Here is a 24,648-nt window from a genome sequence, read left to right as displayed (position 1 = left end):
TCTAACCTTTCTAATTTTTATAATTAACTTAAAGTGAATTAATTTGGAGGAAAAAGGATAAAAGGGGAGCGCCTCATGAAGAAACATATATTGATTGCAGGTGGCGGTATTGGCGGAATGATCTCAGCGCTCTATTTAAAAAAAGCTGGACATGATGTCCCCCTTGTCGAAAAAAATGAACGGGCGGGAGACTTGCTTTTGTACGTGAGAAAGGATATAAAGTAGATGAAGGTCCGACCATTGTCCTGCTTCCTGATATGTTAAAAGGCATTTTACATGAGGTAGGAATTGACGAAACATCTCTTGATCTCTTGCAGCTTGATCCGCTGTACACGATCCAATATCAGGATGGAACCTCCTACACGAAGTACTCTGATTCACTGCGCCAGTTAGATGAAATCAGACGTGTATTGCCAAAGGAAGATCAAGGGTTTCTGAATTTTATGGAAGACATGACGAATCGGTTTCAAGAAATGCAGCAAGCTTTTCTAGAAAAATCGTTTCATGAAAAACGTACATTTTTTACAAAAGTAAATATGAAGATTTTAATGAAATTAAAAGCGTGCCATACGGTTCAAAGCGCTCTAAAAAAATATTTCTCAGATGAACGCCTGCGAGATGCATACGCACTTCAAACCCTCTATGTCGGAGGAAATCCGTATGAAGCATCTGCTATTTATTCGCTTGTTTCATATAGTGAGCACGCCCACGGAATCTACTATTTAAAAGGCGGATATGCAAGTTTAGTAGATATATTGGAGAGACAACTCATAGAGATGGGTGTGCATGTAAGACGAAATGAAGAAGTAGCGCAATTGGAGTTAGCAGCTGATGTCTTTGTAATCAACGGGGATTATCCAGCGGCGTTAAAACAGCTTGGTTTAGATGAACAAGACCGGCGTAAATACGTTCCATCCTCTGGCTGCGTGATGGTGTATCTCGGTTTAAATAAGGTGTACCATGAAGCACCTGTTCATCAATTTTTTATGGGAGAACACTTTGATCAGCATATGAAACAGGTCTTTCAAACGAAAACAGTCCCTCAAGACCTGTCATTTTATACATTTAATCCATCCATCATTGATCCATCTCTTGCCCCAGCAGGCTGCAGTGTCTTGTATATGCTCATTCCTGTTCCTTCAGGAGATCACACCAACTGGGAAGAGGAGACAGACTTTGTGGAAAAAATGCTGAAGCGTCTTGAGAAAAGAGGTTTTCCGCAATTGCGAGAGTCGATTGTATGGAAAAAGGTAAGAACAACAAATGATTCAATGCGAGAAGGATTGTTTGAGGGAGGCAGCTTTGGATTTGCGCCTAATTTGTTTCAATCAGGCGTCTTTCGCCCGCAAGTGAAGGTGGCAGAGACAGACAATCTTTATGCGATAGGTGCTTCCATCCATCCTGGCGGCGGGGTACCGATCGTCATGCAAAGTGCGAAGCTCATGTCTTCTGTGCTACTAAAAGATTTGAACGACAGAAAGGAAGTGAAGCTAAGTGGTTGATGTGCAAACAGCATTGAAAGTATGTGAGGAGACCATTCAAACCCATTCAAAAACGTTTTATCGCGCCTTTTCTATGCTGCCTAAAAAGAAAAGACAGGCAGTCTGGGCTGTTTATTCCTTTTGCCGGAGAGCGGATGACATTGTAGATGAGTCTCCTTCACCAAAAGAGGAGTTAACATCCTTTCGGGAGGCGTTTGATCGATTCTTACATGGTGAGGTAGACCGGAATGATCCGATGTGGGTGGCGCTAGAGCATACATTTCAAGAGTTTCGTATGGATGAAGCCCCGTTCCGTGACCTGCTCCAAGGACAGGAGATGGATTTAGAGCAGCATAGATATGAAACGTTAGATGAACTGCTCATCTATTCCTATCATGTAGCGAGTACAGTTGGATTCATGCTGCTTCCGATTATTGCTCCGCGTAAAAAGGAACAACTAAAAGAAGCAGCCATTTCGTTAGGGATTGGCATGCAGCTCACCAACATCCTTCGTGATATTGGTGAGGATGCAGCTGAAAGAAATCGCATTTATTTGCCTAAGCAAGTGATGGATCAATTTGGGTATACAGAGCAAGAATTGCAAGAAGGTGTGGTCAATCAAGCATTCAAGCACGTATGGGAGTACATTGCCTTTGAGGCAGAGGCGTATTACGAGGAATTTTTTGACCATCTTCATGAATTTCCGCTTTATTCACGTATGCCGGTGAAAGCAGTTGCTCACTTTTATAAAGCCATTTTAGATAAAACTAGAGAAAATGAATACCGCGTCTTTACGCAGCGATCATTTCTTTCAAATCAGGAAAAAGCACTTATTTTAGAAGATATTACGTAATGGAAAAAGGACTGCACCCGCAGTCTTTTTTATGTGGAAGAAAAACGATACTCCGTCCATACCCTTGAACGCCACCGCCTATACATGAAGATGCCTCTTACCCATTCATCCACGATAAAAGAAATCCAAACCCCAATCAGGCCCATTTCAAGCTGAATGCCTAATAGATAAGCGATCGGAAGCCCGATCCCCCACATTGAAATCATCGCCATATACACAGGAAACTTCGCGTCACCAGCAGCCCGCAAGGAGTTAATGATGACCATATTAAAAGAACGTCCAGGCTCTAAAATCATCGTCAATAGGAGGAGTAGACCGGCGATTTGAATGATCTCGCTGTTGCTAGTGAAAAAAGCAAGCAAATGCGTCGATGATAAAGATAAAGCAATGGAAGAAAGAAGGGAGATGGCAATGGCCCAGTATAAACTTTTCATGCACCTGCGATAGGCAGCATCGAATTCTTGCGCCCCAATATGGCGTCCGATTAAAATTTGCGTCCCTTGGCTAATGGCTGCACCAAACAACATAATGAACATCATCAAGTTCTGAGTATATACTTTTGCCGCTAGTGCCTGCGTTCCCATAAATGTAATAAACAGCGTAATAACCATTTGAGAGCCGTTATAAGAGAGCTGCTCGCCAGCAGAAGGAATCCCGATTTTTAGCAGCTTTTTTAAATGCTTCCGCTGGATATGAAACATGTTCTTCAGTGAAAACCGTAACCCAATTCGGCGGCGAACAATCAGGATCATCGCTATTAATCCGATGAACCGAGCAAGTGAGGTTGAAAGGGCAACACCCATCACACCTAACACTGGGAAGCCAAACGGACCGAAAATGACCAAATAATTACCGGCAACGTTTAACAAGTTCATTCCGATGGTGACATACATCGTGTCTCTTGTATATCCATAGCTTTTTAAAATAGCACTATAGGTCATAATGAACGCTTGAATAAAAGAAAGCAGGCCGACAATTTGTAAAAACACCGTTGCATCTGGCATCAGCTCACTTGATAACCCCATCATGTGTAAGATTGGAACAGCTAACACAAACATGAGGAGACTAATGACAAAGCTAATCAGGAAGTTGGTTCCTAGTGAAACATAGGCGACTTGAGCCGCTTCCTGCTCGCGGATCGCTCCTAAAAGCTGAGCAATCACAATCGTCGTACCTGTTGTAATGAAGCTGAACATGACAATCAATAAATTTAGCAGCTGGTTGCTTACACCTACTGCGGCAACGCTGTTATCGGAGTATTGGCTCAGCATGAGTGTATCCGCGCTTCCCATGAGCATATATAAAGAGATTTCGATAAAAATAGGCCAAGTTAACGCAAATAATGAAGGGTGGGATCTTTCACTTTTGGCTTGAACCTTTTGAAATGGCAGTGCTTGAGGTTTCATCACATAGCCCCCTTTCGTATCAATCCGATTTATAGTGTACCTTGCTTCGACTATAATAAGAAGAGATGAAACCGAAACTTATTGGAGAAATCCGACTTCATAAGGGGATGAATATGGATCTATTTATTACATTTACTGTACCGCCGTTTCCGGTTTATATTGCTTCAGGCAAAGGCGTATTTCATCAAGGAGAAAGACATATCTCTAGAATCTTCACTGTATTTGATCTTCTCTATGTCACAAAAGGTAAACTATGGATAACAGAGGATGAGGCGGCTCATCACGTAAAAGAAGGAGAATATATCATTCTATCACCCGGCCTGTCCCACGGTGGACATCTGCCATGCGAAGAAGAAACCCATTATGAGTGGCTGCATTTCTCAATTGATCCATTTGAGTTTACGAACCGGCCGAGAGAACACTGGTTTGATATGAAACAAAATCAAGCCACCTTTGAAAAACCCGCAAAATATGAGTTCAGCCTGCCCCGTCAAGGAAAAGTGAAAGGAAGAAGCGTGTTAGAGAAGCACCTTTCAGCTATGAGGGCATTGAATGATGACGCGTCTGAACTTCCGTTAAAAAAACAGCTTCAATTTGAGGAGCTGCTCATTCATTTACAAAAAGAAGCATTTCATATTCCAAGTGCAAAGGAGGCCGTCGCATCAGAAGTGGTTCACTATCTCGAGCGCCATTTTATGAAAAAATTACAAATGGAGCAGCTGGCAGAGAAGCTTCATTATCATCCTGATTACATCACAAGATGTATGCAGACGGTGTATGGACTGACTCCTAACCAGTACATCAATCGTCTCAAAATCGAAAAAGCCAAAAGCATGCTTGCCTCAACGAATGAAAAAATAACGGCCATTGCAGAACGTGTAGGTATTGACGACCCTACTTATTTTTCTAAGCTGTTTCGGCAAAATGAAGGCATGCCGCCTATCCAATACCGTCATCTAGCAAGAAGAACGACAAAGTAAAGGAACGTGAAATGATGAAAGGGAAAAAAGAGGAGCTTGTGAGCATACGGCCATTAGACGAAACTGATTTAGAGGTGGTGTGGCATTTAAAATTTAAAGCACCAGACCAGTCTTATCGAAAGTGGAATGCACCTTATTTTTATGAACACGAGATCCCGCTTGCTGCATTTAAGAAACGATACGTACAGGATGACGCCATTCCGCCAAAGCTATTTGGTATTGTCATAGGTGGCGAAATGAAAGGCACCGTTTCTTATTATTGGGAGAATGAACGAACACGCTGGCTTGAATGCGGGATTCTTATTTATGACTCACGCTTTTGGAATGGAGGAGTTGGAACAAAGGCGTTAAGTCTATGGATAGATGAGCTATTTTCACACATTGATATCCCGCGAATCGGTCTCACCACCTGGTCTGGGAATGAACGAATGATGCGGTGCGCGGAGAAATGCGGGTTTACCCTTGAGGGGAGACTGCGAAAGGTCCGTTACTACCAAGGAGAGTATTATGATTCTATGCGCTATGGGATGCTGAGAGAGGAATGGCAAAGCCTCCCGCGCCATACCTCTGAATAATTATTTTTATTTTTAGGACAAAAGTATCGTATGATTGAATAAACTGAAGAAGAAGGGCGGCGAATGAGTTGCGCTGGATGACCGGCTGGTTTGTGTCGATTATAGCGGCCATTTATCTATTTGTAGATGCGCCTAAACATGGGAAGAATAAATGGCTTTGGGCGATTTTAGGTCTTTTATTCGGGCTCTTTACACTTGGAATATACCTCATCAAAACAGGAAGAAAAGGATTGGGCTGGACGGTTCTGATCGTGTCCATTATCATCTATTCTATTTTCATTCTAGTCTATGTCTTTTACTTCTTATTGCTGATCATTGGATACTCAAATGCATAAATAGAGAGCACGCGTGTACATAAGGGGGGAGTTTGATCTTGAGAATTACGGGTTTATTCGTATCACTTGCTGTGGCCATTTATTTATGGTTTGATGCTCCAAAGCATGGCAAAGACAAATGGCTGTGGGCCATTTTAGGCGTGCTATTTAGTACAATCGTTCTTGGTATTTACTTGATCAAGACAGAAAGGAAGGGACTCGGCTGGACGATTCTCATTTTAACCATCTTGTTTTATCTCATGCTGCTGATCTCTGTTTTGATCGGTATGATTCTTTTTTATCAGGTGGGTCCTTCATGAAGAAGGGCTTTTTTCTTTTACCTTTTGAGCAGGCACACCTGCAATGACAATCTGCTCTTCATGAAAGGAACGATTCACCACTGCATTTGCTCCGATTGAAATATGATTCGCAATATAGATGTTTCCAAACAGCTTAGCACCAGGGCCAATCCATACATGATCTCCGATGGTTGGTACATCTTTTTCATGATGGTTTTGACCGATATTCACCCCTTGATGAATATCACAAAATGCCCCAATTTTTGCATGCCTGTTCACAATCAAGAGACCAGTATGATTGATTCTGAGCCCAGGGCCAAAGACGCCAATCGGGATATCAAAGCCAAGCTGCATGCCTTTCTTTTTATGTAAATAGCGGTAAAACCATTTGCGTAATGTGGCACCGCTATTTGTATAGTATTCATATTTTCGTAAATACCTTTGATATTTCCATATATCATCCCCAAACCACTTTGGTCTTCTGCGCGTGATGGCTAATGCTTTCTTATCCTGTGCCAAGTAGTGGTGAAGATCATGCTTCGTTACAATCATCAGATCTCCCTCGATTCCCTTTCATTTCAGGTGAATTATACCATTATAACCATTTATATCAATAAAAATTGTGTTATTTCTTTTTTTCTACATTCATTTCATCCGGCTTTCTGTATAAAATAAGCACTCAGTGACGAGTAGGATAAAAGAACCAGTAAGAATGATTTGTCATTTTTTTCAACATGTTCACAATCAAGCGTTCATCTCCTTACGGCAGTAGATGTTTGTAAAAGATACACGAAAATACTCGTAAAAAAGAAAATATTGCATTCATATGATTTTCGAATCATCTTTTTGAATACAATTGACTTTCATATCGCATATCCTCTAGTCTAGTAAATGAAAATGATAATCTTTATCAATTGGAGGAGTGTTTTATTATGTCCATCAAAACCGTTTCTAAAAATCAGCAGTTTTTAGAGCAGCAAAATCAAAGAGAATCTAATGCAAGGTCTTACCCGAGACGGTTCCCATTAGCCATGCAAAAAGCCGAAGGTATGATCGTGACAGATGCGGATGGCAGAGAGTTTTATGACTGTCTAGCAGGCGCAGGAACACTTGCACTTGGTCACAATCATCCTGTTGTTATAGAAGCTATTGAACGTATGCTTCATGAAAAAAGACCCTTGCATACGTTGGACATAACCTCAGAAATTAAAGAAGAATTTGTGAATGAGATTTTTTCTCACTTGCCAGAGGAGTTTGCAAAAAGAGCGAAAATTCAATTTTGTGGACCTACTGGTGGTGATGCGATAGAAGCAGCCATTAAATTAGTCAAGACAGCGACAGGAAATCGTTCGATTCTCTCCTTCCACGGGGCTTATCATGGTGCGACACATGGCACGATGTCATTAAGCGGAAACTTATCTCCAAAGGAAAGAGTGCAAGGTTTAATGCCAGATGTTCATTTCCTGCCTTATCCATATGAATACCGCTGCCCATTTGGGATTGGTGGTAAAGATTCGCACCGCATTTCCAGCTCTTATATTGAGCGTGTATTAAATGACCCTGAAAGCGGCATCCTTCCGCCTGCAGGTATGATCTTTGAAGCCGTGCAAGGCGAGGGCGGCTCAATACCAGCATCCATTGAATGGATGAAAGAAATGAGACGAATCACAAAAGAAAAAGGAATTCCGCTCATTATCGATGAGGTTCAATCAGGCATTGGCAGAACAGGGAAGATGTTTGCCTTTGAACATGCAGGAATAGTGCCAGATGTCATTGTATTATCAAAAGCAATTGGTGGAAGTCTGCCGCTTTCAGTTGTGATTTATGATAAAGACTTGGATCAATGGAATCCAGGAGCACATATTGGCACATTTAGAGGAAATCAAATGGCGATGGCTGCTGGAACCGCTACGCTTAAATTTATAAAAGAATCCAATCTGCTTGATCATGTAGACCAATTAGGTGATCGTATGCAGGCTCATCTAAAAGACATCCAAAAACAAGTACCTGCACTCGGTGATGTGCGTGGAAGAGGTTTAATGATTGGCGTTGAAGTAGTCAATCCAAATGAGAAACAAGATGTGGACGGAAGCTATCCAGCGAATCCAGAGCTAGCCAGTCTCATTCAAAAGAATTGCTTCGATAAAGGCTTAATTGTGGAGACAGGAGGCCGTTTCGGAAGTGTGATTCGATTCTTACCACCATTGATCATGACAGAAGAACAGCTTGAAAAAGTCATCGCTATTTTTAAAGAGGCAGTTTACGATGCAATCAACTAAGTCTTCTGTTGATTCATTATTTATTAATCAAAGCCAGCTTGGGAGAGAGTCCTTCCAAGTGGCTCTCCATACATCCATCGACAGCTTACTGGCCCAGTGGCAAAAAGACAAAGGACCCTACAGCGGAATATTGCCTGGGAAATTAGCGGCTAGTGTCGAATCGTTATTTCAATTTCAACCGTCTGGTGAATCAATTGATTCTGTCTTTCGAGATATAAAAGAACACCTTTTGCCGCATTTGGTTGATGTGTCACATCCTAAATGCTTGGCACATCTTCATTGCCCTCCCCTCATTCCTGCACTTGCAGCAGAGGTGATGGTAAGTTCCTTTAACCAATCAATGGATTCCTTCGACCAAAGCGGCATTGCTTCTTTGGTGGAGGAGGAAATCCTAAAGTGGCTGTGTGCGAAGTTTTCTTATGGAGATCTAGCAGATGGGACATTTACGAGCGGCGGAACCCAATCTAACTATATGGGACTGCTGCTTGCGAGAGATGCATTTTGCGAAAACACATGGCAATGGAATGTTCAGCAGAAAGGTTTACCGAGCGAAGCTCACCGTATGCGGATTCTCTGCTCTAAGAATGCTCATTTCACTGTGAAAAAATCAGCATCCCAGCTAGGTTTAGGGGAACAGGCAGTCGTACTGGTAGAGACCGATGAGCATCACCGAATGGACCTCAATGATTTGAAGCAGAAGCTGGTTGAGTTAAAGGAGCATGATCTGCTGCCATTTGCGGTAGTGGCGACTTGCGGGACAACTGATTTTGGCAGTATTGATCCGGTTCGAGATGTGTATGACATCGTCAAGCCATACGGCCTGTGGATTCATGCAGATGCTGCATATGGCGGAGCACTTGTGTTAAGCGAAACCTACCGAAGTAAATTAGACGGTATTGAGCTTGCTGATTCGATCACGATCGACTTTCATAAACAATTTTATCAGCCGATCTCCTGCGGGGCATTTTTGCTAAAGGATAAAAGGCATTTTGGTTTGATTGATTATCATGCAGATTATCTCAATCCAAAGGAAGATGAGCTGGAAGGAATTCTACATCTCGTGAATAAATCTGTCCAAACAACGCGCCGGTTTGACGCACTGAAATTACTTCTCTCACTTCGTCTTATTGGAGAAGAAGGGTTTGGCGACATCATAGACCATACGATCCATTTTGCGAAGGATGTGGCTGCGCTCATTGAAAAAAATGCTCACCTTGAAGTGATCAATCCTGAGCCAGAGATCAATGCGGTTGTGTTTCGATTTATAGATGATCATCGAGAGGATGACATCAATAAGATCATTCACCGGACATTATTCCAAACAGGTACTGCTGTCGTTGCAAAAACAGTGGTTGATGGTCAAACATGCTTGAAATTCACTTTGTTAAATCCGAGAACGACAATCACACATATTGAGGAAATCCTTTCTGACATCGTTGATATCGGGATCGCTCATATTCAATCCGGGAGGGTACTACGTTGAGTCAATATAAACAAATGGCTGAAAATGCAACCATGCAAAGCTTTTTAAACTGTTTTTTACGTGAAACAGGAATCGATCGATCTGCAAAAAAAGAGATCAAAGCAGATGGCTCACTTGTATTCGTGGCAAAATTAGCAAAGCAAGATCTTGAGCTTGTGATTCCGATCCGATATTTTTCATCTGTAGGCCGTCATCTATTTGATTTTCCGATTCGCTTTCGCCCGCAAGGCAGTGAACAAGAAGGCACGATTGTCGATTACACAACACTTGTTGCTTTATGTTCCAAGGAGCTTCTCATTGAATATGACCGCACAGATGCAGAGGATGAGTTCATGCTTCGCATCATTTTAAGCTGCCGGAATATTGAACGATTTTTAAAAGAAAGAGTCAGTGATCGAATGGCTCTTTCTCAAGCTGATTTTGAGTATATTGAGGCGGAGCAGTCACTTCTCCTTGGACATTTAACGCATCCTACACCAAAGAGCAGACAGGGAATGACAGAAGAGGAGGAAGCGGTTTATTCTCCTGAGCTGAAAGGGTCTTTCCAGCTTCATTACTTTAAAGCGCACCATTCTATCGTGCTTCAGGATTCTTCTATTTCACAGTCTGCCGCAAACCTCATGCTAGAGGAACTCTCGCGCCAGATGCCAGAAGAAAAAGAGAGACTGCATACACTAACAGAAGACGGAGAATATGTCCTCATTCCGATCCACCCGCTACAAGTCAAAGTGGTCATGGAGAAAGCGTTCGTAAAGCGTTATGTGGAAGGAGGGAAACTGACTTATTTAGGGCCGCTAGGGTCTGAATACACAGCGACCTCTTCCTTTAGAACCGTTTATCAAAAGGACTCTGCTTACATGCTCAAATTCTCTGTTCCTGTGAAAATTACGAACTCCTTACGTGTGAACAAACAAAAGGAACTTGACCGCGGAGTTGAGATGTCTCGCATTTTAAAAACTGAATTGGGTGTTTCTTTATATGACAAATTCTCTGGATTCCGGGTGATTGAAGATCCAGCGTATCTATCCATTCAAGGAGATGAGGCTGAATCTGGCTTTGAAGTGGTCATTCGTCAAAATCCATTTTTGCATCATGAAAAAGGGGCAAGCTTAATTGCTGGGTTATGTCAGGATCATGCGTATGGAGGAAAATCGAGATTAGCAGGGATCATTCATGAACTTGCAGACGCAGAAGGCAGATCAACGGAGGATGTCAGCCAAGATTGGTTTAGACAATATTTAACCATTTCGTTAGAGCCGATGCTCTGGCTGTTTGAAACGTATGGTCTTGCGCTGGAAGCCCATCAGCAAAATGCTGTGGTGCAGCTGAAGAATGGTTATCCAGACACATTCTATTACCGTGACAACCAAGGCTACTATTATAGTGAATCGAAAAAGGATAAACTCGCAAATCTTGTCCAAAACTTGAGCGTCAGAAGTGAAACCATTTGTGCTGATGATGTTGCCGTTGAGAGACTGCGTTATTATTTCTTCTTTAATCATTTATTTGGTCTCATTAACGGCTTTGGCACAGAGGGGCTGGCAAAGGAAGAAAATTTGCTGGCACTTGTTAGAGACACATTGCTCGCTCATGAAGAGAAATATGGCACATCTGACCTGACAAACAGCCTTCTCCGCTCAAAGGAACTGCCTTCAAAAGCGAATTTGCTGACAAGGTTTGAAGATATGGATGAGCTGACGGGGTCTCTGGAAACACAGTCTCGATACACATCTGTATTGAATCCTCTCTTTTTACATAAGGAGGCGCTGATTGGATGAGGCATCGTATTAAGTTCATTCGCGCTGAATATGAAAGGGACGTCCAGCTTGTCCATAAGTGGATGCAAGAAGAGTACGTTCACCCATTTTGGCATTTGAATATTCCGTTTCCTGCTTTTGAAAAGCATTTTTATCAGGCGATTCATGATCCGCATCAGACTCTTTATTTAGGAACCATTGACGGGACGCCAATGAGTTATTTTGAGGCATACAACGTCAAAGGTGATGTGATTGAATCCTACTATCAGCCTTCTCCGCATGATCAAGGAATTCATCTGTTAATAGGGGAGCCAGATTATGTCGGAAAAGGATTTGCTGCGCCGCTGCTTCAGGCGATGACAGCATTTCAATTTGAGCAGAACAAAAGAACAGAAAAAATCGTTGCTGAACCGGATATTCGCAATGAAAAAATGATTCATGTATTTGAAAAATGCGGCTTTGAACGTGTAAAACCAGTTACTTTACCTGATAAAACAGGGCTTTTGATGTTTTGTGATCGAGATCGATTTGAAAGGAAGTATAACCATGACGTGGTTCAACAAGCAAAATAATGTAGTGGATGTAATTGGGATTGGCATTGGCCCATTTAATCTAGGGCTTGCCGCACTATCTGAAGAAGTAAATGAAATTGACGCTTTGTTTTTTGAAAGAAGTGAAGCCTTTCACTGGCATCCAGGTATGCTTATTGAAGGGACGACACTTCAAGTCCCATTTTTAGCGGACCTTGTCAGCATGGCAGATGTGAAAAGTAAATATAGCTTTCTCAACTATTTGCAGGAGCAAAACCGTTTGTATTCATTTTACTTCCTGGAAGACTTCCATATCCCGCGCAAGGAATACAGTCATTATTGCCGCTGGGTCGCTGACCAATTAGACTCTTGCCGGTTTGGTATGAATGTTGAATCTGTCTCATTGATCGAGAAGGCAGGAGAAAAGCGATATGAAGTGCATGTCCGTCATGTGAAAGACCAAACCGTAGAGGTGTTTGAAAGTAAGCATCTCGTCTTAGGAATTGGCACGCAGCCGGCGATACCAGTATCGCTCCAGCCAGCTTTAGGAGATAAGGTGTTTCATTCTGCTGACTATTTAAAACGCAAGAAAGAAGGCTGTTTTAAAGGAAAGTCTGTGACGGTCATCGGCTCTGGTCAAAGTGCGGCAGAAGTGTTTTATGACATTTTATCAGATGATGAGGCGGAGGATATTCACTGGTTTACTCGGTCTAAAGGGTTTTTCCCAATGGAATATTCAAACCTTGGCCTTGAGTATTTCTCTCCAGACTATATTGATTTCTTTTATGAGCTTCCACAAACAAAAAAAGATGCGTTATTAAAGCAGCAAGACTTGCTGTATAAAGGCATCAGCTCTGCGATGATCCGTGATATTTATCACTTGCTTTATGAACGTTCTGCCTGCGGAGAACAGTTGAACACGGTGCTGCAAGCGATGACCGAGGTCAACTTGATTGAGGAAACAGCGGATGGCTTGTCGCTTTCCTGCTCTCAATGGGTAAAAGAGGAATCCTTTACACATGAGACGGATGTTGTCGTCTTGGCGACTGGCTACCAATCGGTATTGCCGCCGTTCATTGATCCGATTGCCCACCACATTGAGTGGGATGATCAAGGACGATTCCAAGTTGAACGTGAATATCGCCTGAAAACAAACACAATGGGTGAAAATGATATTTTTGTGCAAAATGCAGAGCTTCATACACATGGGGTCGGCGCACCAGATTTAGGACTTGGGGCTTACAGAAACAGTGTGATTATCAATGAACTTGCCCGTCAAACCGTGTATCCACTATATCAAAAGCACGTCTTCCAGACATTTGGTACACACAAGAACGCAAACACATTTGAAGAAATCAAAGGTTAAGGAGGATGAAGCGATGAGTGTACAAGATGAATTGAAAAAAGCGGTGAATCCTGCTGCTTGGAAAAAGGCAAACCAGCGAATGGTGGCAAAAATGCTGTCTGAATACATGTATGAGGACATGCTTCATCCCGTTCAGCTAGATCGTAAGGATGGCATCGCTCAATATGAATTAATCATTCATGAACATAAGAAATATCGCTATCTCGCAAAACCTCGTTTGTTTAATAGTTATGATACGATCGCTGAATCGATCGAGTGCTGTCAAGACGGGAAGTGGACAAAGGATGTCAGTGCCATTGTGTTTTTACTAGACATCCAGCCGATCATTCCAATGTCTTCTGACACAACAGGCCATCTGATTAAAGAGCTTCATCATACCCTGTTAGCAGATGTTCATTTGCTGTCGAAAAAAGCACTTCGTGCGGATGAACTGACAGATACAGATTACGCCTGGATCGAAGGAGAAATGACAGGACATCCTTGGATTGTGTATAACAAAGGGCGCATTGGATTCAGTTACGATGATTACTTAGCCTATGCACCTGAAAGGCAAGAAAGTGTGCAGCTGTCTTGGATTGCTGTTCACAAAGAACTTGCGACATTCCATGCGGTTGAACATGAAAACTATGAACAAGTGATCGCAAAAGAATTAGATGAAGTGACCATTCGCCAGTTTCACCGCGTGTTAAAGGATGAAGGGCTGAATGCGGCTGATTATTATATGATGCCTGTTCATAAGTGGCAGTGGACTCATATGATTATTCAGCATTTCCCAGAAGATTTGGCCATGCGCCGCATTGTGTATGTAGGAGAGGGGCTTGATCAATATATTCCGCAGCAGTCGATCAGAACCTTTACGAACATTTCAAATAAAGGTAAGCATCATATTAAACTGCCAATGAGTATTTTAAATACACTTGTGTACCGAGGACTCCCGTCAGAACGTACAGTCATCGCCCCTCGTATTACAGCGCATATTAAAGGGATTGCTGATCAAGACTCATTTTTATCTGACGTATGCCGCGTGATTTTACCAGGTGAGAATGCAAGTATCAATGTCGATCATCCATACTACAGCAAATTGCCTGGTGCGCCGTATCAATATCTTGAAATGCTCGGTGTGATTTTTAGAGAAAGCATTTATACGTACTTAGATGAAGAGGAGAGCCCTGTTACACTTGCGGCACTCACTTATGAGGATCATGAAGGAGAGCCGTATATTAAACAGCTCATTGAAAAATCGGGTCTCTCAGCAAAAGAATGGATGGCGAAATTTTTCCATGTCGTGATGCCGCCGCTGCTGCACTTTATGTATCAATACGGTACAGTCTTTTCACCGCACGGGCAAAATACGATTCTTGTGTTAAAAGATCATCAGCCGCATCGTTTGGCGATCAAAGATTTCGTTGATGATGTGAACATTAGTGATCAGCCGCTGCCTGAATTAGCTTCATTAGAAGAAGAGTTAAAAGAAGTGCTGCGCAGTGAGCCGCCGGAAGGTCTAGTACAATTTATCTTTACAGGATTGTTTATTTGTAACCTGCGTTACGTATCAAACGTGTTAGACAATCATCAGTTGTTAGATGAAACCACTCTTTGGCGCTTGCTTGCAGAAGAAATTCAGCATTATCAAGAGCAATTCCCGCAGCTAAAGGACCGTTTTGAATTATTTGATCTATTCCAGCCTCAGCTGACAAAGCTTTGCTTAAACCGTAATCGAATGATTGATTATGGCTATGGAGATGGAGACGACCGGCCGCATGCGTCAGAGCATGGGAAGGTCACAAATGCACTCGCTCATGTTCTTTCATCCGTTGGCGAGAAGTAAAAAAGAAAAGCTGTAGACATCCTTTGTCTACAGCTTTTTGGTTTTTTAAGAAAATGCTTGAGACGCAAGGAAATAAAGAAGCGCCGGATCGTTCTGCTTTTCTTTTCCACGAATCATCATAAAATGCGCTTTGTTTGTTTTCGTAAACCCCGCTTCTATAAGTGATGTATGCAGGCGCTCAGCTGTTTCCTCCTGCATATCTAAACGAATGGCACCAGAATAAGACGAGATGAGCGATTGGATGAGTGAAAGCGCCGTTTGTTCATCGTTTGCTGCAAGCGGGCCAATCATCAGATTGGCTGGCGTTTCGACGCCAAAGGCAAAGCCGGTTATTTCGTGATGTTCATCCTTTGCGATCAGCCGGAACGCTGCTCGTTCCATTCGTTTTTTTAAAAAGCTTGCTCGATTGGTGCCTGCACCTTTCCCGTCAAGTGCTTCAATGGACGAAAGGTGCGTTTCACCAGCAGGAGAAAGGTCGATCTTACCTGACACGCGAAGTGCCGAAGGGTTTGTTTTCTGTGCTTTGTATGTATGAATGTAACCGGCCGTGTGAAACCCGATCTTTTCGTAAACCGGCTGCCCCTGTGCAGTAGCCGTTAAAACGACAGGAACGCTCTGATCACTTTGACGAAGCAAGGTGTCAATCATTTTACGTGCAAGGCCTAAGCCGCGATGTGTCTCCGATACAATGACAGCCCCAATTGACGCTACCCTGTCATATTGGAAAAGTCCAGCACATGAGATCACTTGTCCGTCAGTTGTTGTAAAACCTGTAAAATGTCCATTTGTTAAAAGAGATGTGAGTTCTTCTGCATTGTAATCAGGCCAGTCTACCTCTTTTGACAATGCGATGAGATCTGGTATGTCATCAAGTGTTAATGATCGTTGAATAACGTTTGCCAATACACGCAACTCCTTCTTAGCTGAATTGATCTATCTGTATCGTACCATAAGAAGTCATAAGAAAAAGGAAAAGGGAGATCCTTTTCCTTTCAGCGTGTAGACAAACCCTCGCATTCGGTGTCAGTCCTGCGTTCCGGTGCTCACGAATGTCAAATTCGCTCCGCTCCGGTACTCGTCCTTCCTAGACTGCAAAGGTTTTCTATCACGCTGAAAAGAAGACAAAGGGCTAAAATAAAGATCATTTTAGCCCTTTGTCAACAATTTGAAAGGAAAAGGGAGATCCTTTTCCTTTTTGTCAGGATTAATAATTCAGGTCACGGTTGTATTCATATTCAAAGGTGAGCTGCAAGTTTTTAATTGAGACAACGCCTACTTTGATTAATCGTCCACCGATCAACTGAGGGACCTCTGTCGCATTGAAAGACACAAAAAAGCGATCTTTTGCCGGAACCTGACTTGTTTTATAAGAAGAGATGTCCACTTTTTGTCCGTTCCAAGGTACGTTCACTGACCCGCCTTTTAAGGAAGAAACGGTGAATACATAATTGTGTGCGTTTGTACTGCCTTTTTCAGCCTCTAATGAAACGCCAGTCACGACGGCATCCTGAGGCAAGCTGCTTAAATCAAAAGAAGAATTTGGAGAACCGGCTTCATTGAAGCTGTTGAGTGTGGCAGGTGATCCGTATCGTTTGAGGGTTCCTTTTTCAATGCTTTTGTCAAAGACAATGCGATACATGTTATCTTCTTCATTTAATAATCGTTTTGGCTTAACGGCTAGGTAGTAATCAGTGCTGGCGGAAATTTTCGGCATATGAATGATCTCGTTTTGGTTGTTTGTCCGCACAGAGGAAGACACAAGTGACCCGTTCTTATTGTAAAGGTAGAGGTCGAAATCATTTCCAGATTTCACATTCACGAGTTTAATAGAAAAGCGGCCATCTGCTCCATCAAATTTGGAGCTGGTGAAACGGTAAAAATCGATGTCATCCATAGAAGAGATACTGCCCTCATGATATAAATACGTTTTACTCAGATGAAGGGAATGCTGTAAGAATTGAGCTTTTTCCATCGTATCATTGTTTGCATAATCACTGTCAGGGTACAGGTGCTCTAATTCTTCCGTATAATATTTTGTTTGTTTCGTAGAGGCTTCACTTGCTTGTGCAGGTGATTGAAAGAGAGGTGTAGCGATGAAGAGGCCGGTAAGCAGTAAAATCCCCATTTTCTTTTTGAACATGACAAACATCTCCTTTTAAGTGAATGACTTTCATTTGTAATATCGGTAAATAAGAGTAAAAATTGATATTTGTACCAATCTTTATCAAAAAAAGAACCTCCAATCACGGAGGTCCTGCATTAATGAACATTAAAATATCGAGCTTCAGGATGAGAAACGACGATCGCTGAAACAGATGCTTCAGGTTCCATCATGAAGCCTTCTGTCAGATGGATGCCGATTTTTTCAGGCTGAAGGAGCTTGAACAGCTTTTCTTGGTCTTCAAGATTTGGACACGCTGGATAGCCGAAGGAATAGCGCTGCCCTTGATATTTGGCCTGGAACCGCTTGTCCATTGTGAAATCGACTGGGTCAGGGAAGCCCCATTTGTCACGAATCACTTGGTGGGTTCTTTCAGCTAAGCCTTCTGCAAGCTCAAGCGCCAGTGCTTGGACAGCATGCATTTTTAAATAATCACCTTCTTGCTTAAATTGCTGCGCCACTTCACGTATGCGCGCACCAGCTGTGACGGCAAATAAGGCGATATAATCTTTCTCATTTTCTTCGCTTTTCCGCACATAGTCTGAAATGGAGCGGTATGGAAGTTTCTCCTGTCTTGGAAATTGAAACGTTTCAATGATGCGATCAGGCGCTTCCGGATCATAAATATGCAGATCATTCCCGTTTGAACTGGCAGGGAAGAATTGATAAACAAATGCCGGTGCAAACCAGCCTTTCTCTCTGCCTTCCTGAAGAAGGTCTGTGACAAGCTGTTTTAGCTCCAATGCTTTTGGATGCTGTTCAGCTAATAATGTTTTGACCTTTCCTTTTAAGCCGAGGTGATGACCAATAAGCATTTGCTCATTCACATAAGGCATAATATGATGCAAATCGATGTCACGCACATAATGGCGTTTTGTATTTTCTGGCGTGAAAATGGGTGCCTGCGGGAGTGCCGCGCGTTTTTCCAGTAATTCAATGACGGCTTTTGGCTGTTTCACTTCTTTCTCTTTGATAAGTGCCTCTTGTTCCGCTGAGGGCTTTGTTTGAAATTGAAGAGGGTTTGCTTTTAACTCATTGGCTAATGACAGGCCGTCCATTGCATCTTTTGCATAAAGAACGGGTCCGTCATAATGAGGCGAAATTTTCATCTTCGTAAATTTCCGTGAAAGAGCAGCACCGCCGACCAAAATGGGAACGGAGATGTTCGCTTTTTGTAAATCTTGAGCGGTCAGTACCATTTGCTGTGCTGACTTGACAAGTAATCCGGATAATCCGATCATATCTGGTTTTTCCTTTTGCACAGCTTCGATCAATGTTTGAGGTGTGACTTTGATCCCGAGATCGACCACTTGAAAGCCATTATTGCTCAAAATGATGTCGACAAGGTTTTTCCCGATATCATGGACATCTCCTTTAACCGTCGCAAGGAGAATCTTCCCTTTGCCGCTTGCATGCTGCTTTTCCATATATTGCTCAAGATACGAAACAGATGCTTTCATGACCTCTGCCGATTGAAGCACTTCAGCCACAATCAATTCGTTTTGATTAAAAAGACGTCCAACTTCAGCCATTCCCTGCATCAAGGGTCCATTGATGACATGAAGAGGCGATTCGAATTGGTCTAAGGCAAGGGACAGATCATCAATCAGCCCTTCTTTTGTTCCTTCGACGACGTATAGTGCCAGCCTCTCATCAAGCGATAAGGAGACCTTTGGTTTTTTCTCCGTTTTCTTTTTCCCGCGGTAAAATTGGGTGAATTCGGCAAGGGTTTGATCATTTGTTTCATAAAGTAATGTTTCAGCTAGCTTGATTTCTTCCTTTGGAATTGAAGCGAAACGTTCAAGTTTTTCAGTATTAACGATTGCATAATCAAGTCCTGCTTGGACGCAGTGATACAAATAGACGGCATTCAAGACCTCTCTGCCAACAGGCGGGAGTCCGAAAGACACGTTACTAATGCCTAAAATCGCGAGACACTCAGGCAGTGTTTCCTTGATCATTTTGATGCCTTTGATCGTTTCTTCAGCAGCGCCAATATACTGCGCGTCTCCAGTGCCTACTGGAAAGACAAGAGGATCAAAAATAATGTCACTTGCAGGAATTCCATATTTCTTCGTTAGCAATTCATGGGAACGTACGGCAATCTCGAGCTTTCGTTCTGCTGTCACTGCCATCCCTGTTTCATCGATCGTTCCAACAACAAGTGCGCCGCCATATAGTTCACAAGCGGAAGAATCTCTTCAAACCGCTCTTCGCCATCCTCTAAATTAATGGAATTGATGATGGCTTTCCCTTGAGAATACGTAAGTGCTTTTTCAATCACGTGTTTATCCGTTGAATCAATGACAAAAGGAGCTTTGATCTTTTTCATGGCTTCTTGTAAAAAGCCTTCCATGTCAGCTGCTTCATCACGGTCTGGATCTGCTAGACACACATCAATGACGTGAGCGCCATTTTTCACCTGAGCACGAGCAATTTCTGACGCCTCTTCAAACTTTTGTTCAGCAATCAGCCGTTTGAATTTCCGGGAACCAATGACATTTGTCCGCTCACCTACAAAAAGCGGACGCATTGCTTCTTCATAAATAAGGGGTTCAATTCCTGATACGGTATGCTGTGATGATTCATGAACCATGCTGCGCGGCTGGAGCGAGCGCACTTCGTCTGATAATGCCTGAATATGTGCAGGTGTTGTTCCGCAGCAGCCCCCGACGATATTTAACCAGCCTTCCTGTGCAAAGGCGGCGATTTTTTTAGCAAGGGAAGCAGGGGATTCGTGATATTGTCCTTCTTCATCTGGGAGACCAGCATTTGGATAGCAGCTAACAGCTGACTTTGCGATGGAGGAGAGTGTGCGGATATGGTCTGTCATAAATTCTGGACCAGTTGCACAGTTTAGGCCAACGCTGATAGGTTTCATATGCTCAAGAGAGATATAAAAGGCCTCAATATCTTGACCAGCAAGGGTGGTGCCCATTGGTTCAATCGTACCTGATACCATGAGTGGTAATTGAATGCCGGTCGCGTTAAAGGCTTCCTGAATGCCCTTGAATCCAGCTTTTACATTCAGCATGTCTTGGCTTGTTTCTAAAAGAAGGGCATCACATTTGCCGTCAATGAGTGCGCGGGCCTGCTCCTCATAGTTTGCGACGAGCTCTTCAAAGGTTGTGCCGCCTGTCACAGATAATGTTTTAGTTGTAGGCCCCATTGCGCCTACAACAAAACGAGGCCACTCCGGTGTGGAGAAACGGTCTGCTTCATTCTTTGCCAGCTGAGCAGCTCGTGCATTGAGTTCATAGGCGAGATGGCCAAGCCCGTATTCATCGAGAACAAGTTTCGTAGCGCCAAATGTATTTGTCTCAATTAAGTCCGCACTTGCTTCAAGATATTCCCGGTGGATTGTGGAGATGATGTGAGGGGCTGTCATGTTCAAATATTCGTTACAGCCCTCATACTCTTCTCCGCCAAAGTCCTCTGCTGTGAGATTGGCGTTTTGAATCATTGTGCCCATTGCACCATCAAGGACGAGGATGCGTTTCTTGAGCTGTTCAGTGATAGTTGGCATGTACGTTTGGCTCCTTTTCTTTCTGATGGATGTAGGTTGTCAGTTCTGCTGTTAAATCTGATCGAAGGAAAGGAGTAATTAAATAAATGCCATTAAACAATTCGCAGGCCGTATCTAATAAAGACCGGGCAATCGCTAAGCCTTCTGTTCGCTGCTTTTCCTTATCCTCGCCTGCCTTGGCCATGATGTCACGAATCGAATCAGACAATTTGATGCCCGGAATTTCATGGTGAATAAACTCTGCATTTCTGCTGCTTGTTAACGGCATAATGCCGATGTAAATCGGTTTATCCAAATGACGGCTTTCCTCATGAATTTTCACTAGCTGTTCCTCTGAATAAACAGGCTGTGAGATGAAATAATCAGCGCCGTATTCTATTTTTTTCTCAAGACGTTTTACTGCTTTATCGATATGACGCACATTTGGATTAAACGCGCCAGCCACTGAAAAATTGGTCTTTTTACCAAGCGGCTTCCCTGAGAAAGAAAGTCCTTCGTTAAACTGTTTGATCAAACGGATCAAATCAAAGGAGGTTAAATCATAAACAGATGTTGCACCTGGGAAATCACCAATTTTAGACGGGTCGCCTGTGATGGCTAAAATATCGGTTAATCCGAGAGTGTCGAGTCCCATCAAATGGGATTGTAGTCCAATCAGATTACGATCACGACACGTGATATGGACAAGTGAACGCATATCAAGCTGCTGTTTCAATAATGCGCCGCAAGCCACATTGCTAATGCGCGGAGTCGCAAGAGAATTATCAGCTAACGTCAGAGCATCAATGCCTGCACTCTTTAATTCATTTGCTGCGACAAGGAATTTTTTGAAGTTCAGCTTCTTTGGCGGGTCCAGCTCTACGATAATCGATCGTTTTTTAACAGCCAGCTCGTCAAGTCCAGGTTCAGTGCGCTGGTCTTGGATCGAAATGATTTCTTCTTTTAATATTTTCACTTCTTTTTCAGTGATCGGTGCTAAATCTTTAACAGCCTCAGCCATTGCGCTAATATGCTGAGGCGTCGTTCCGCAGCAGCCTCCGATAATGCGTGCGCCTTGATTTCTAAACTCTAGTGCACTTTTTCGGAAATAATCATTATCTGTATCATAGACGAGTCTGCCTTCTTCAAGAGACGGGAGACTGCTGTTAGGATAGACAGATAAATGAGAATTTTCCAAAATCGGGACGCCTTCGAGTGCCTGAATCATATGATAAGGGCCCAGCCTGCAGTTGATCCCAACGACATCAGCGCCAAGAGAGGATAGTTCAGATAAACCGTCCTTCAGCGGTGTACCGTCCTGCAAAACACCTTGCTCGTGCATGGATACGTTCATGACAATCGGGAGAGTCGTTTCTTTGCGTGCAATTTCGAGAACGGCCTTCGCCTCTTCCATATCATAATACGTTTCAAGCAATAATCCGTCAGGCTGTTCATTTAATAGGATGTACAGCTGCTCTCTAAAGCTTCGTTTGATCTCGTCTATAGAGTAGGCATTTTTGTTAAACGTTCGAATGCCGCCAATCGTTCCGAGTACATAAGCTGAGCCGGCGGCAGCTTTTGCAATTTGTACCGCTTTTGTATTGATGCGTTTTGTTTCTTCCTCTAAGCCGTAGCGGGATAGTTTAATATAATTCGCACCGTACGTGTTCGTTTGGATGATGTCAGCTCCAGCCTGCACATACGCCTCATGCACTCTTTTCACTTCATCTTCTTTTGATAAATTTAGTTCTTCAAAGCACCGGTCAATGCCGTAAGAGTATAAAAGTGTTCCCATTGCTCCGTCAGCAATCAATACGCGATTTTGTAAGTCTTGTAATAGGCCCATTGTATTCCTCCTTATTTCTATGTAACAAAAAAAGCCTTCTGATAAGAAGAAGACTTTTTGGCTGTATCGTAATTCTTCTCCTTATCTTCCAAGCAGTTGCTTGCTGGATTTAGCACCTTGGTCATAGAAAATACATTTCTACTACACCGGTTGCTGAGGCTTCACAGGGCCAGTCCCTCTGCCTCTCTTGATAAGAAAGCGATATGAACATGTCAATGAATTGAACTTCCATCAACTGTAACGAAAAAATCGGAAATAATCAATGGAAAATTTAAAATTTATCGAAAATTTATAAATTGGACGTCAATCGGCAAATCTGCTTTGCGCATGAGTGAAATGACCTCTTGTAAATCATCTTTATTTTTTCCTGTTACACGCACTTGGTCATCTTGAAACTGCGACTTCACTTTGATGCCAGATTGCTTAATGAGTGCGTTGATCTTTTTGGCATTGTCTTTATCGATACCGCTAATCAGCTTGGCACGCTGGCGTACTGTTCCGCCTAGGGCATGTTCGGTTTTTCCGTAGTCGATGTTTTTAGTTGGAACATTTCGTTTAATCAGCTTTGTCACAAGCACATCTTTTAGCTGTTCAAGCTTGAAGTCATCATCTGAGATGAGAACGAGCTCTTCTTTTTCAAGTGAAATATCACTTTTACTTCCTTTAAAATCATAACGATTTTTAATTTCTTTTAGCGCTGCTTGAATGGCGTTTTGCACCTCTGGCAGTTCCACCTTCGATACAATATCAAATGAACTTTCTTTTGCCATAACACATGACCTCCAAGTATAGATATTGCGTCTATTTTATCATGCAAACAGGGCAAGAAGAAACTTTATCGAATAGACAAATCAAAGAGTTCAGCCGCTTGCGGTATAAATCAAGGGAAGTTTGTCCACTTTAGCTAACAGAACTAGAGATGTTCATGTTGAGAGAAGTATAGTAGAATAAAGTGAATCAAAAGATGAACGAACGCTCTTTTATGGGCAGATAGGAAGGAAGAGAACATGAGACCAGGTGAGCAATTGACCTTGCAAATAGAGAACGAGATGGAGTACGGCTACTTTTTGACAGATGGTGAAGATTCTGTCCTCTTGCACCGCAGTGAGATGACAGAGGATATTGATGACAGGGATGAAGTAGAGGTCTACTTATATGTAGATCATGAAGAAAGACTAGCAGCTACGATGAAAATGCCTACAATCAATGCACATACATACGGCTGGGTAGAAGTCGTAGACGTTGTAGAAGACATGGGCGCATTTGTCGATGTCGGGCTATCAAAGGATGCACTTGTTGCAACAGAACACCTCCCGCCTTTTGAGGAAGCATGGCCGAAAAAAGGAGACAAACTCTACTGTATGCTGAAAGTCACAAGCTACGGCAGAATGTTTGCAAAGCCAGCCACTGAGGATGTGATCAGTGAATTATTCACTGAGGCGCCAGAAACCTTAATGAACAAAGAAATCACTGGGACAATTTACCGCTTAATTGCGACAGGCTCCTTTATGCTAACAGATACAGGGGTGAGAGGATTCATCCACCGCACAGAACGAAAGGAAGAACCAAGATTAGGATCGATCGTTACAGGCCGCGTCATTGCCGTGAAAGAAGATGGAACCGTGAACGTTTCATTGCTTCCTAGAAAACAGGATGCGTTATCTGTTGATGCAGAAGAAATATTAACCTATATGAGAACGAGAAATGGTGCCATGCCATACTGGGATAAAAGTGATCCAGAAGATATCCGTGAACGATTTCAAATGAGCAAGGCAGCCTTTAAACGCGCATTAGGTCATCTGATGAAAAATGATCTAGTCTTTCAAAAAGAAGGCTGGACATACGAGAAAAAGTGAGAGTGAGCATTTGCTCACTCAGATTGTAGAGAAACTCATGTTTTTCTACAATCTTTTTTATTTTCAACGTAAGTATGATGGATGAGATTTAATGAAAAAGGCCTCCCACACACCTAGCCTAGCTTCGCT

At 42.7% G+C, this 24,648-nt stretch carries 18 protein-coding genes, 2 pseudogenes and 1 riboswitch; of the genes and pseudogenes, 13 read left to right on the top strand and 7 right to left on the bottom strand.

Going from position 1 to position 24,648, the window contains the following annotated elements; translation table 11 throughout:
- Nucleotides 1-75 precede the first annotated feature (75 nt).
- Both ACSLGF_RS10985 and ACSLGF_RS10980 read left to right on the top strand, forming a co-directional pair.
- Nucleotides 76-1,502: pseudogene (locus ACSLGF_RS10985) on the top strand (phytoene desaturase family protein).
- Nucleotides 1,495-2,334: a phytoene/squalene synthase family protein gene (locus ACSLGF_RS10980; RefSeq protein ID WP_456005296.1), complete on the top strand. Its 840-nt coding sequence runs from the start codon at nt 1,495-1,497 to the stop codon at nt 2,332-2,334. The pseudogene ACSLGF_RS10985 and the gene ACSLGF_RS10980 overlap by 8 nt, the downstream one beginning before the upstream one ends.
- A gap of 29 nt (nt 2,335-2,363) precedes the next feature.
- Here the strand turns inward: ACSLGF_RS10980 and ACSLGF_RS10975 are convergent, their stop codons facing one another.
- Nucleotides 2,364-3,740 carry an MATE family efflux transporter gene (locus ACSLGF_RS10975; protein WP_456005293.1) on the bottom strand — a complete coding sequence of 459 codons (1,377 nt, stop codon included), beginning with the start codon at nt 3,738-3,740 and terminating at the stop codon, nt 2,364-2,366.
- A 113-nt stretch (nt 3,741-3,853) separates the two neighbouring features.
- Between ACSLGF_RS10975 and ACSLGF_RS10970 the strand changes: the two genes are divergently transcribed.
- The 4 genes from ACSLGF_RS10970 to ACSLGF_RS10955 all read left to right on the top strand — a co-directional run bounded on the left by ACSLGF_RS10970 (nt 3,854) and on the right by ACSLGF_RS10955 (nt 5,929).
- Nucleotides 3,854-4,720, top strand: a complete 867-nt coding sequence (locus ACSLGF_RS10970) for an AraC family transcriptional regulator (protein WP_456005461.1) — start codon at nt 3,854-3,856, stop codon at nt 4,718-4,720.
- 14 nt (nt 4,721-4,734) lie between these two features.
- The gene (locus ACSLGF_RS10965; protein ID WP_456005291.1) at nt 4,735-5,295 is read left to right on the top strand and encodes a GNAT family N-acetyltransferase; all 561 of its coding nucleotides are present in this window, start codon (nt 4,735-4,737) and stop codon (nt 5,293-5,295) included.
- 77 nt (nt 5,296-5,372) lie between these two features.
- Nucleotides 5,373-5,630, top strand: coding sequence for a hypothetical protein (locus ACSLGF_RS10960; RefSeq protein ID WP_456005458.1), 258 nt, complete (start codon nt 5,373-5,375; stop codon nt 5,628-5,630).
- A 38-nt stretch (nt 5,631-5,668) separates the two neighbouring features.
- Nucleotides 5,669-5,929 carry a hypothetical protein gene (locus ACSLGF_RS10955; RefSeq protein WP_456005289.1) on the top strand — a complete coding sequence of 87 codons (261 nt, stop codon included), beginning with the start codon at nt 5,669-5,671 and terminating at the stop codon, nt 5,927-5,929.
- Here the strand turns inward: ACSLGF_RS10955 and ACSLGF_RS10950 are convergent.
- Nucleotides 5,924-6,460, bottom strand: coding sequence for a serine O-acetyltransferase (locus tag ACSLGF_RS10950; protein WP_456005287.1), 537 nt, complete (start codon nt 6,458-6,460; stop codon nt 5,924-5,926). The genes ACSLGF_RS10955 and ACSLGF_RS10950 overlap by 6 nt on opposite strands.
- Nucleotides 6,461-6,840: 380 nt before the next feature.
- Here ACSLGF_RS10950 and ACSLGF_RS10945 point away from each other — a divergent pair, with 380 nt between their 5' ends.
- From ACSLGF_RS10945 to ACSLGF_RS10920, 6 genes are read left to right on the top strand one after another with little or no spacing between them, the layout of a single operon-like run.
- The gene (locus ACSLGF_RS10945; protein WP_249705437.1) at nt 6,841-8,187 is read left to right on the top strand and encodes an aspartate aminotransferase family protein; all 1,347 of its coding nucleotides are present in this window, start codon (nt 6,841-6,843) and stop codon (nt 8,185-8,187) included.
- A complete protein-coding gene (locus ACSLGF_RS10940; protein ID WP_456005285.1) occupies nt 8,174-9,670 on the top strand; it encodes a pyridoxal phosphate-dependent decarboxylase family protein in 1,497 nt (498 codons plus the stop codon). Before ACSLGF_RS10945 ends, ACSLGF_RS10940 begins: the two co-directional genes overlap by 14 nt.
- Nucleotides 9,667-11,448: an IucA/IucC family protein gene (locus ACSLGF_RS10935; protein ID WP_456005283.1), complete on the top strand. Its 1,782-nt coding sequence runs from the start codon at nt 9,667-9,669 to the stop codon at nt 11,446-11,448. Before ACSLGF_RS10940 ends, ACSLGF_RS10935 begins: the two co-directional genes overlap by 4 nt.
- A complete protein-coding gene (locus ACSLGF_RS10930; protein WP_456005281.1) occupies nt 11,445-11,999 on the top strand; it encodes a GNAT family N-acetyltransferase in 555 nt (184 codons plus the stop codon). Before ACSLGF_RS10935 ends, ACSLGF_RS10930 begins: the two co-directional genes overlap by 4 nt.
- Nucleotides 11,974-13,323, top strand: coding sequence for a lysine N(6)-hydroxylase/L-ornithine N(5)-oxygenase family protein (locus ACSLGF_RS10925; protein WP_456005279.1), 1,350 nt, complete (start codon nt 11,974-11,976; stop codon nt 13,321-13,323). Before ACSLGF_RS10930 ends, ACSLGF_RS10925 begins: the two co-directional genes overlap by 26 nt.
- A gap of 13 nt (nt 13,324-13,336) precedes the next feature.
- Nucleotides 13,337-15,151 carry an IucA/IucC family protein gene (locus tag ACSLGF_RS10920; protein ID WP_456005276.1) on the top strand — a complete coding sequence of 605 codons (1,815 nt, stop codon included), beginning with the start codon at nt 13,337-13,339 and terminating at the stop codon, nt 15,149-15,151.
- Nucleotides 15,152-15,196: 45 nt separating this feature from the next.
- Here the strand turns inward: ACSLGF_RS10920 and ACSLGF_RS10915 are convergent, their stop codons facing one another.
- The 5 genes and pseudogenes from ACSLGF_RS10915 to ACSLGF_RS10895 all read right to left on the bottom strand — a co-directional run bounded on the left by ACSLGF_RS10915 (nt 15,197) and on the right by ACSLGF_RS10895 (nt 23,433).
- Nucleotides 15,197-16,054 carry a GNAT family N-acetyltransferase gene (locus tag ACSLGF_RS10915; RefSeq protein WP_456005274.1) on the bottom strand — a complete coding sequence of 286 codons (858 nt, stop codon included), beginning with the start codon at nt 16,052-16,054 and terminating at the stop codon, nt 15,197-15,199.
- Nucleotides 16,055-16,355: 301 nt separating this feature from the next.
- Complete coding sequence (locus ACSLGF_RS10910) at nt 16,356-17,291, bottom strand: anti protein (protein ID WP_456005271.1); 936 nt, start codon at nt 17,289-17,291, stop codon at nt 16,356-16,358.
- A gap of 119 nt (nt 17,292-17,410) precedes the next feature.
- Nucleotides 17,411-20,838: pseudogene (gene metH / locus ACSLGF_RS10905) on the bottom strand (methionine synthase).
- Complete coding sequence (locus ACSLGF_RS10900; protein ID WP_456005268.1) at nt 20,822-22,663, bottom strand: bifunctional homocysteine S-methyltransferase/methylenetetrahydrofolate reductase; 1,842 nt, start codon at nt 22,661-22,663, stop codon at nt 20,822-20,824. The pseudogene metH and the gene ACSLGF_RS10900 overlap by 17 nt, the downstream one beginning before the upstream one ends.
- Before the next feature lie 78 nt (nt 22,664-22,741).
- Nucleotides 22,742-22,860, bottom strand: a riboswitch (SAM riboswitch).
- Nucleotides 22,861-22,941: 81 nt separating this feature from the next.
- Nucleotides 22,942-23,433 (bottom strand): YajQ family cyclic di-GMP-binding protein, encoded by a 492-nt coding sequence (locus ACSLGF_RS10895; RefSeq protein ID WP_034324959.1) that lies wholly within the window; start codon nt 23,431-23,433, stop codon nt 22,942-22,944.
- Nucleotides 23,434-23,670: 237 nt separating this feature from the next.
- Between ACSLGF_RS10895 and ACSLGF_RS10890 the strand changes: the two genes are divergently transcribed.
- Entirely contained in the window at nt 23,671-24,519 is an 849-nt protein-coding gene (locus ACSLGF_RS10890; protein ID WP_456005265.1) for a CvfB family protein, read from the top strand.
- Nucleotides 24,520-24,648 lie beyond the last annotated feature (129 nt).

The sequence above is a fragment of the Bacillus sp. A015 genome (assembly GCF_053851875.1).
Note: the sequence above shows the minus strand (reverse complement) of the source record. Positions and strands in the feature narration are given on the sequence as shown.

What these genes read in the sequence shown, in the direction of transcription:
- ACSLGF_RS10975 (WP_456005293.1), bottom strand. Translation starts at nt 3,740, where the DNA reads ATGAAACCTCAAGCACTGCCATTTCAAAAGGTTCAAGCCAAAAGTGAA.
- ACSLGF_RS10970 (WP_456005461.1), top strand. Translation starts at nt 3,854, where the DNA reads ATGGATCTATTTATTACATTTACTGTACCGCCGTTTCCGGTTTATATT.
- ACSLGF_RS10965 (WP_456005291.1), top strand. Translation starts at nt 4,735, where the DNA reads ATGAAAGGGAAAAAAGAGGAGCTTGTGAGCATACGGCCATTAGACGAA.
- ACSLGF_RS10960 (WP_456005458.1), top strand. Translation starts at nt 5,373, where the DNA reads ATGACCGGCTGGTTTGTGTCGATTATAGCGGCCATTTATCTATTTGTA.
- ACSLGF_RS10950 (WP_456005287.1), bottom strand. Translation starts at nt 6,460, where the DNA reads ATGATTGTAACGAAGCATGATCTTCACCACTACTTGGCACAGGATAAG.
- ACSLGF_RS10945 (WP_249705437.1), top strand. Translation starts at nt 6,841, where the DNA reads ATGTCCATCAAAACCGTTTCTAAAAATCAGCAGTTTTTAGAGCAGCAA.
- ACSLGF_RS10940 (WP_456005285.1), top strand. Translation starts at nt 8,174, where the DNA reads ATGCAATCAACTAAGTCTTCTGTTGATTCATTATTTATTAATCAAAGC.
- ACSLGF_RS10930 (WP_456005281.1), top strand. Translation starts at nt 11,445, where the DNA reads ATGAGGCATCGTATTAAGTTCATTCGCGCTGAATATGAAAGGGACGTC.
- ACSLGF_RS10925 (WP_456005279.1), top strand. Translation starts at nt 11,974, where the DNA reads ATGACGTGGTTCAACAAGCAAAATAATGTAGTGGATGTAATTGGGATT.
- ACSLGF_RS10920 (WP_456005276.1), top strand. Translation starts at nt 13,337, where the DNA reads ATGAGTGTACAAGATGAATTGAAAAAAGCGGTGAATCCTGCTGCTTGG.
- ACSLGF_RS10910 (WP_456005271.1), bottom strand. Translation starts at nt 17,291, where the DNA reads ATGTTCAAAAAGAAAATGGGGATTTTACTGCTTACCGGCCTCTTCATC.
- ACSLGF_RS10900 (WP_456005268.1), bottom strand. Translation starts at nt 22,663, where the DNA reads ATGGGCCTATTACAAGACTTACAAAATCGCGTATTGATTGCTGACGGA.
- ACSLGF_RS10895 (WP_034324959.1), bottom strand. Translation starts at nt 23,433, where the DNA reads ATGGCAAAAGAAAGTTCATTTGATATTGTATCGAAGGTGGAACTGCCA.
- ACSLGF_RS10890 (WP_456005265.1), top strand. Translation starts at nt 23,671, where the DNA reads ATGAGACCAGGTGAGCAATTGACCTTGCAAATAGAGAACGAGATGGAG.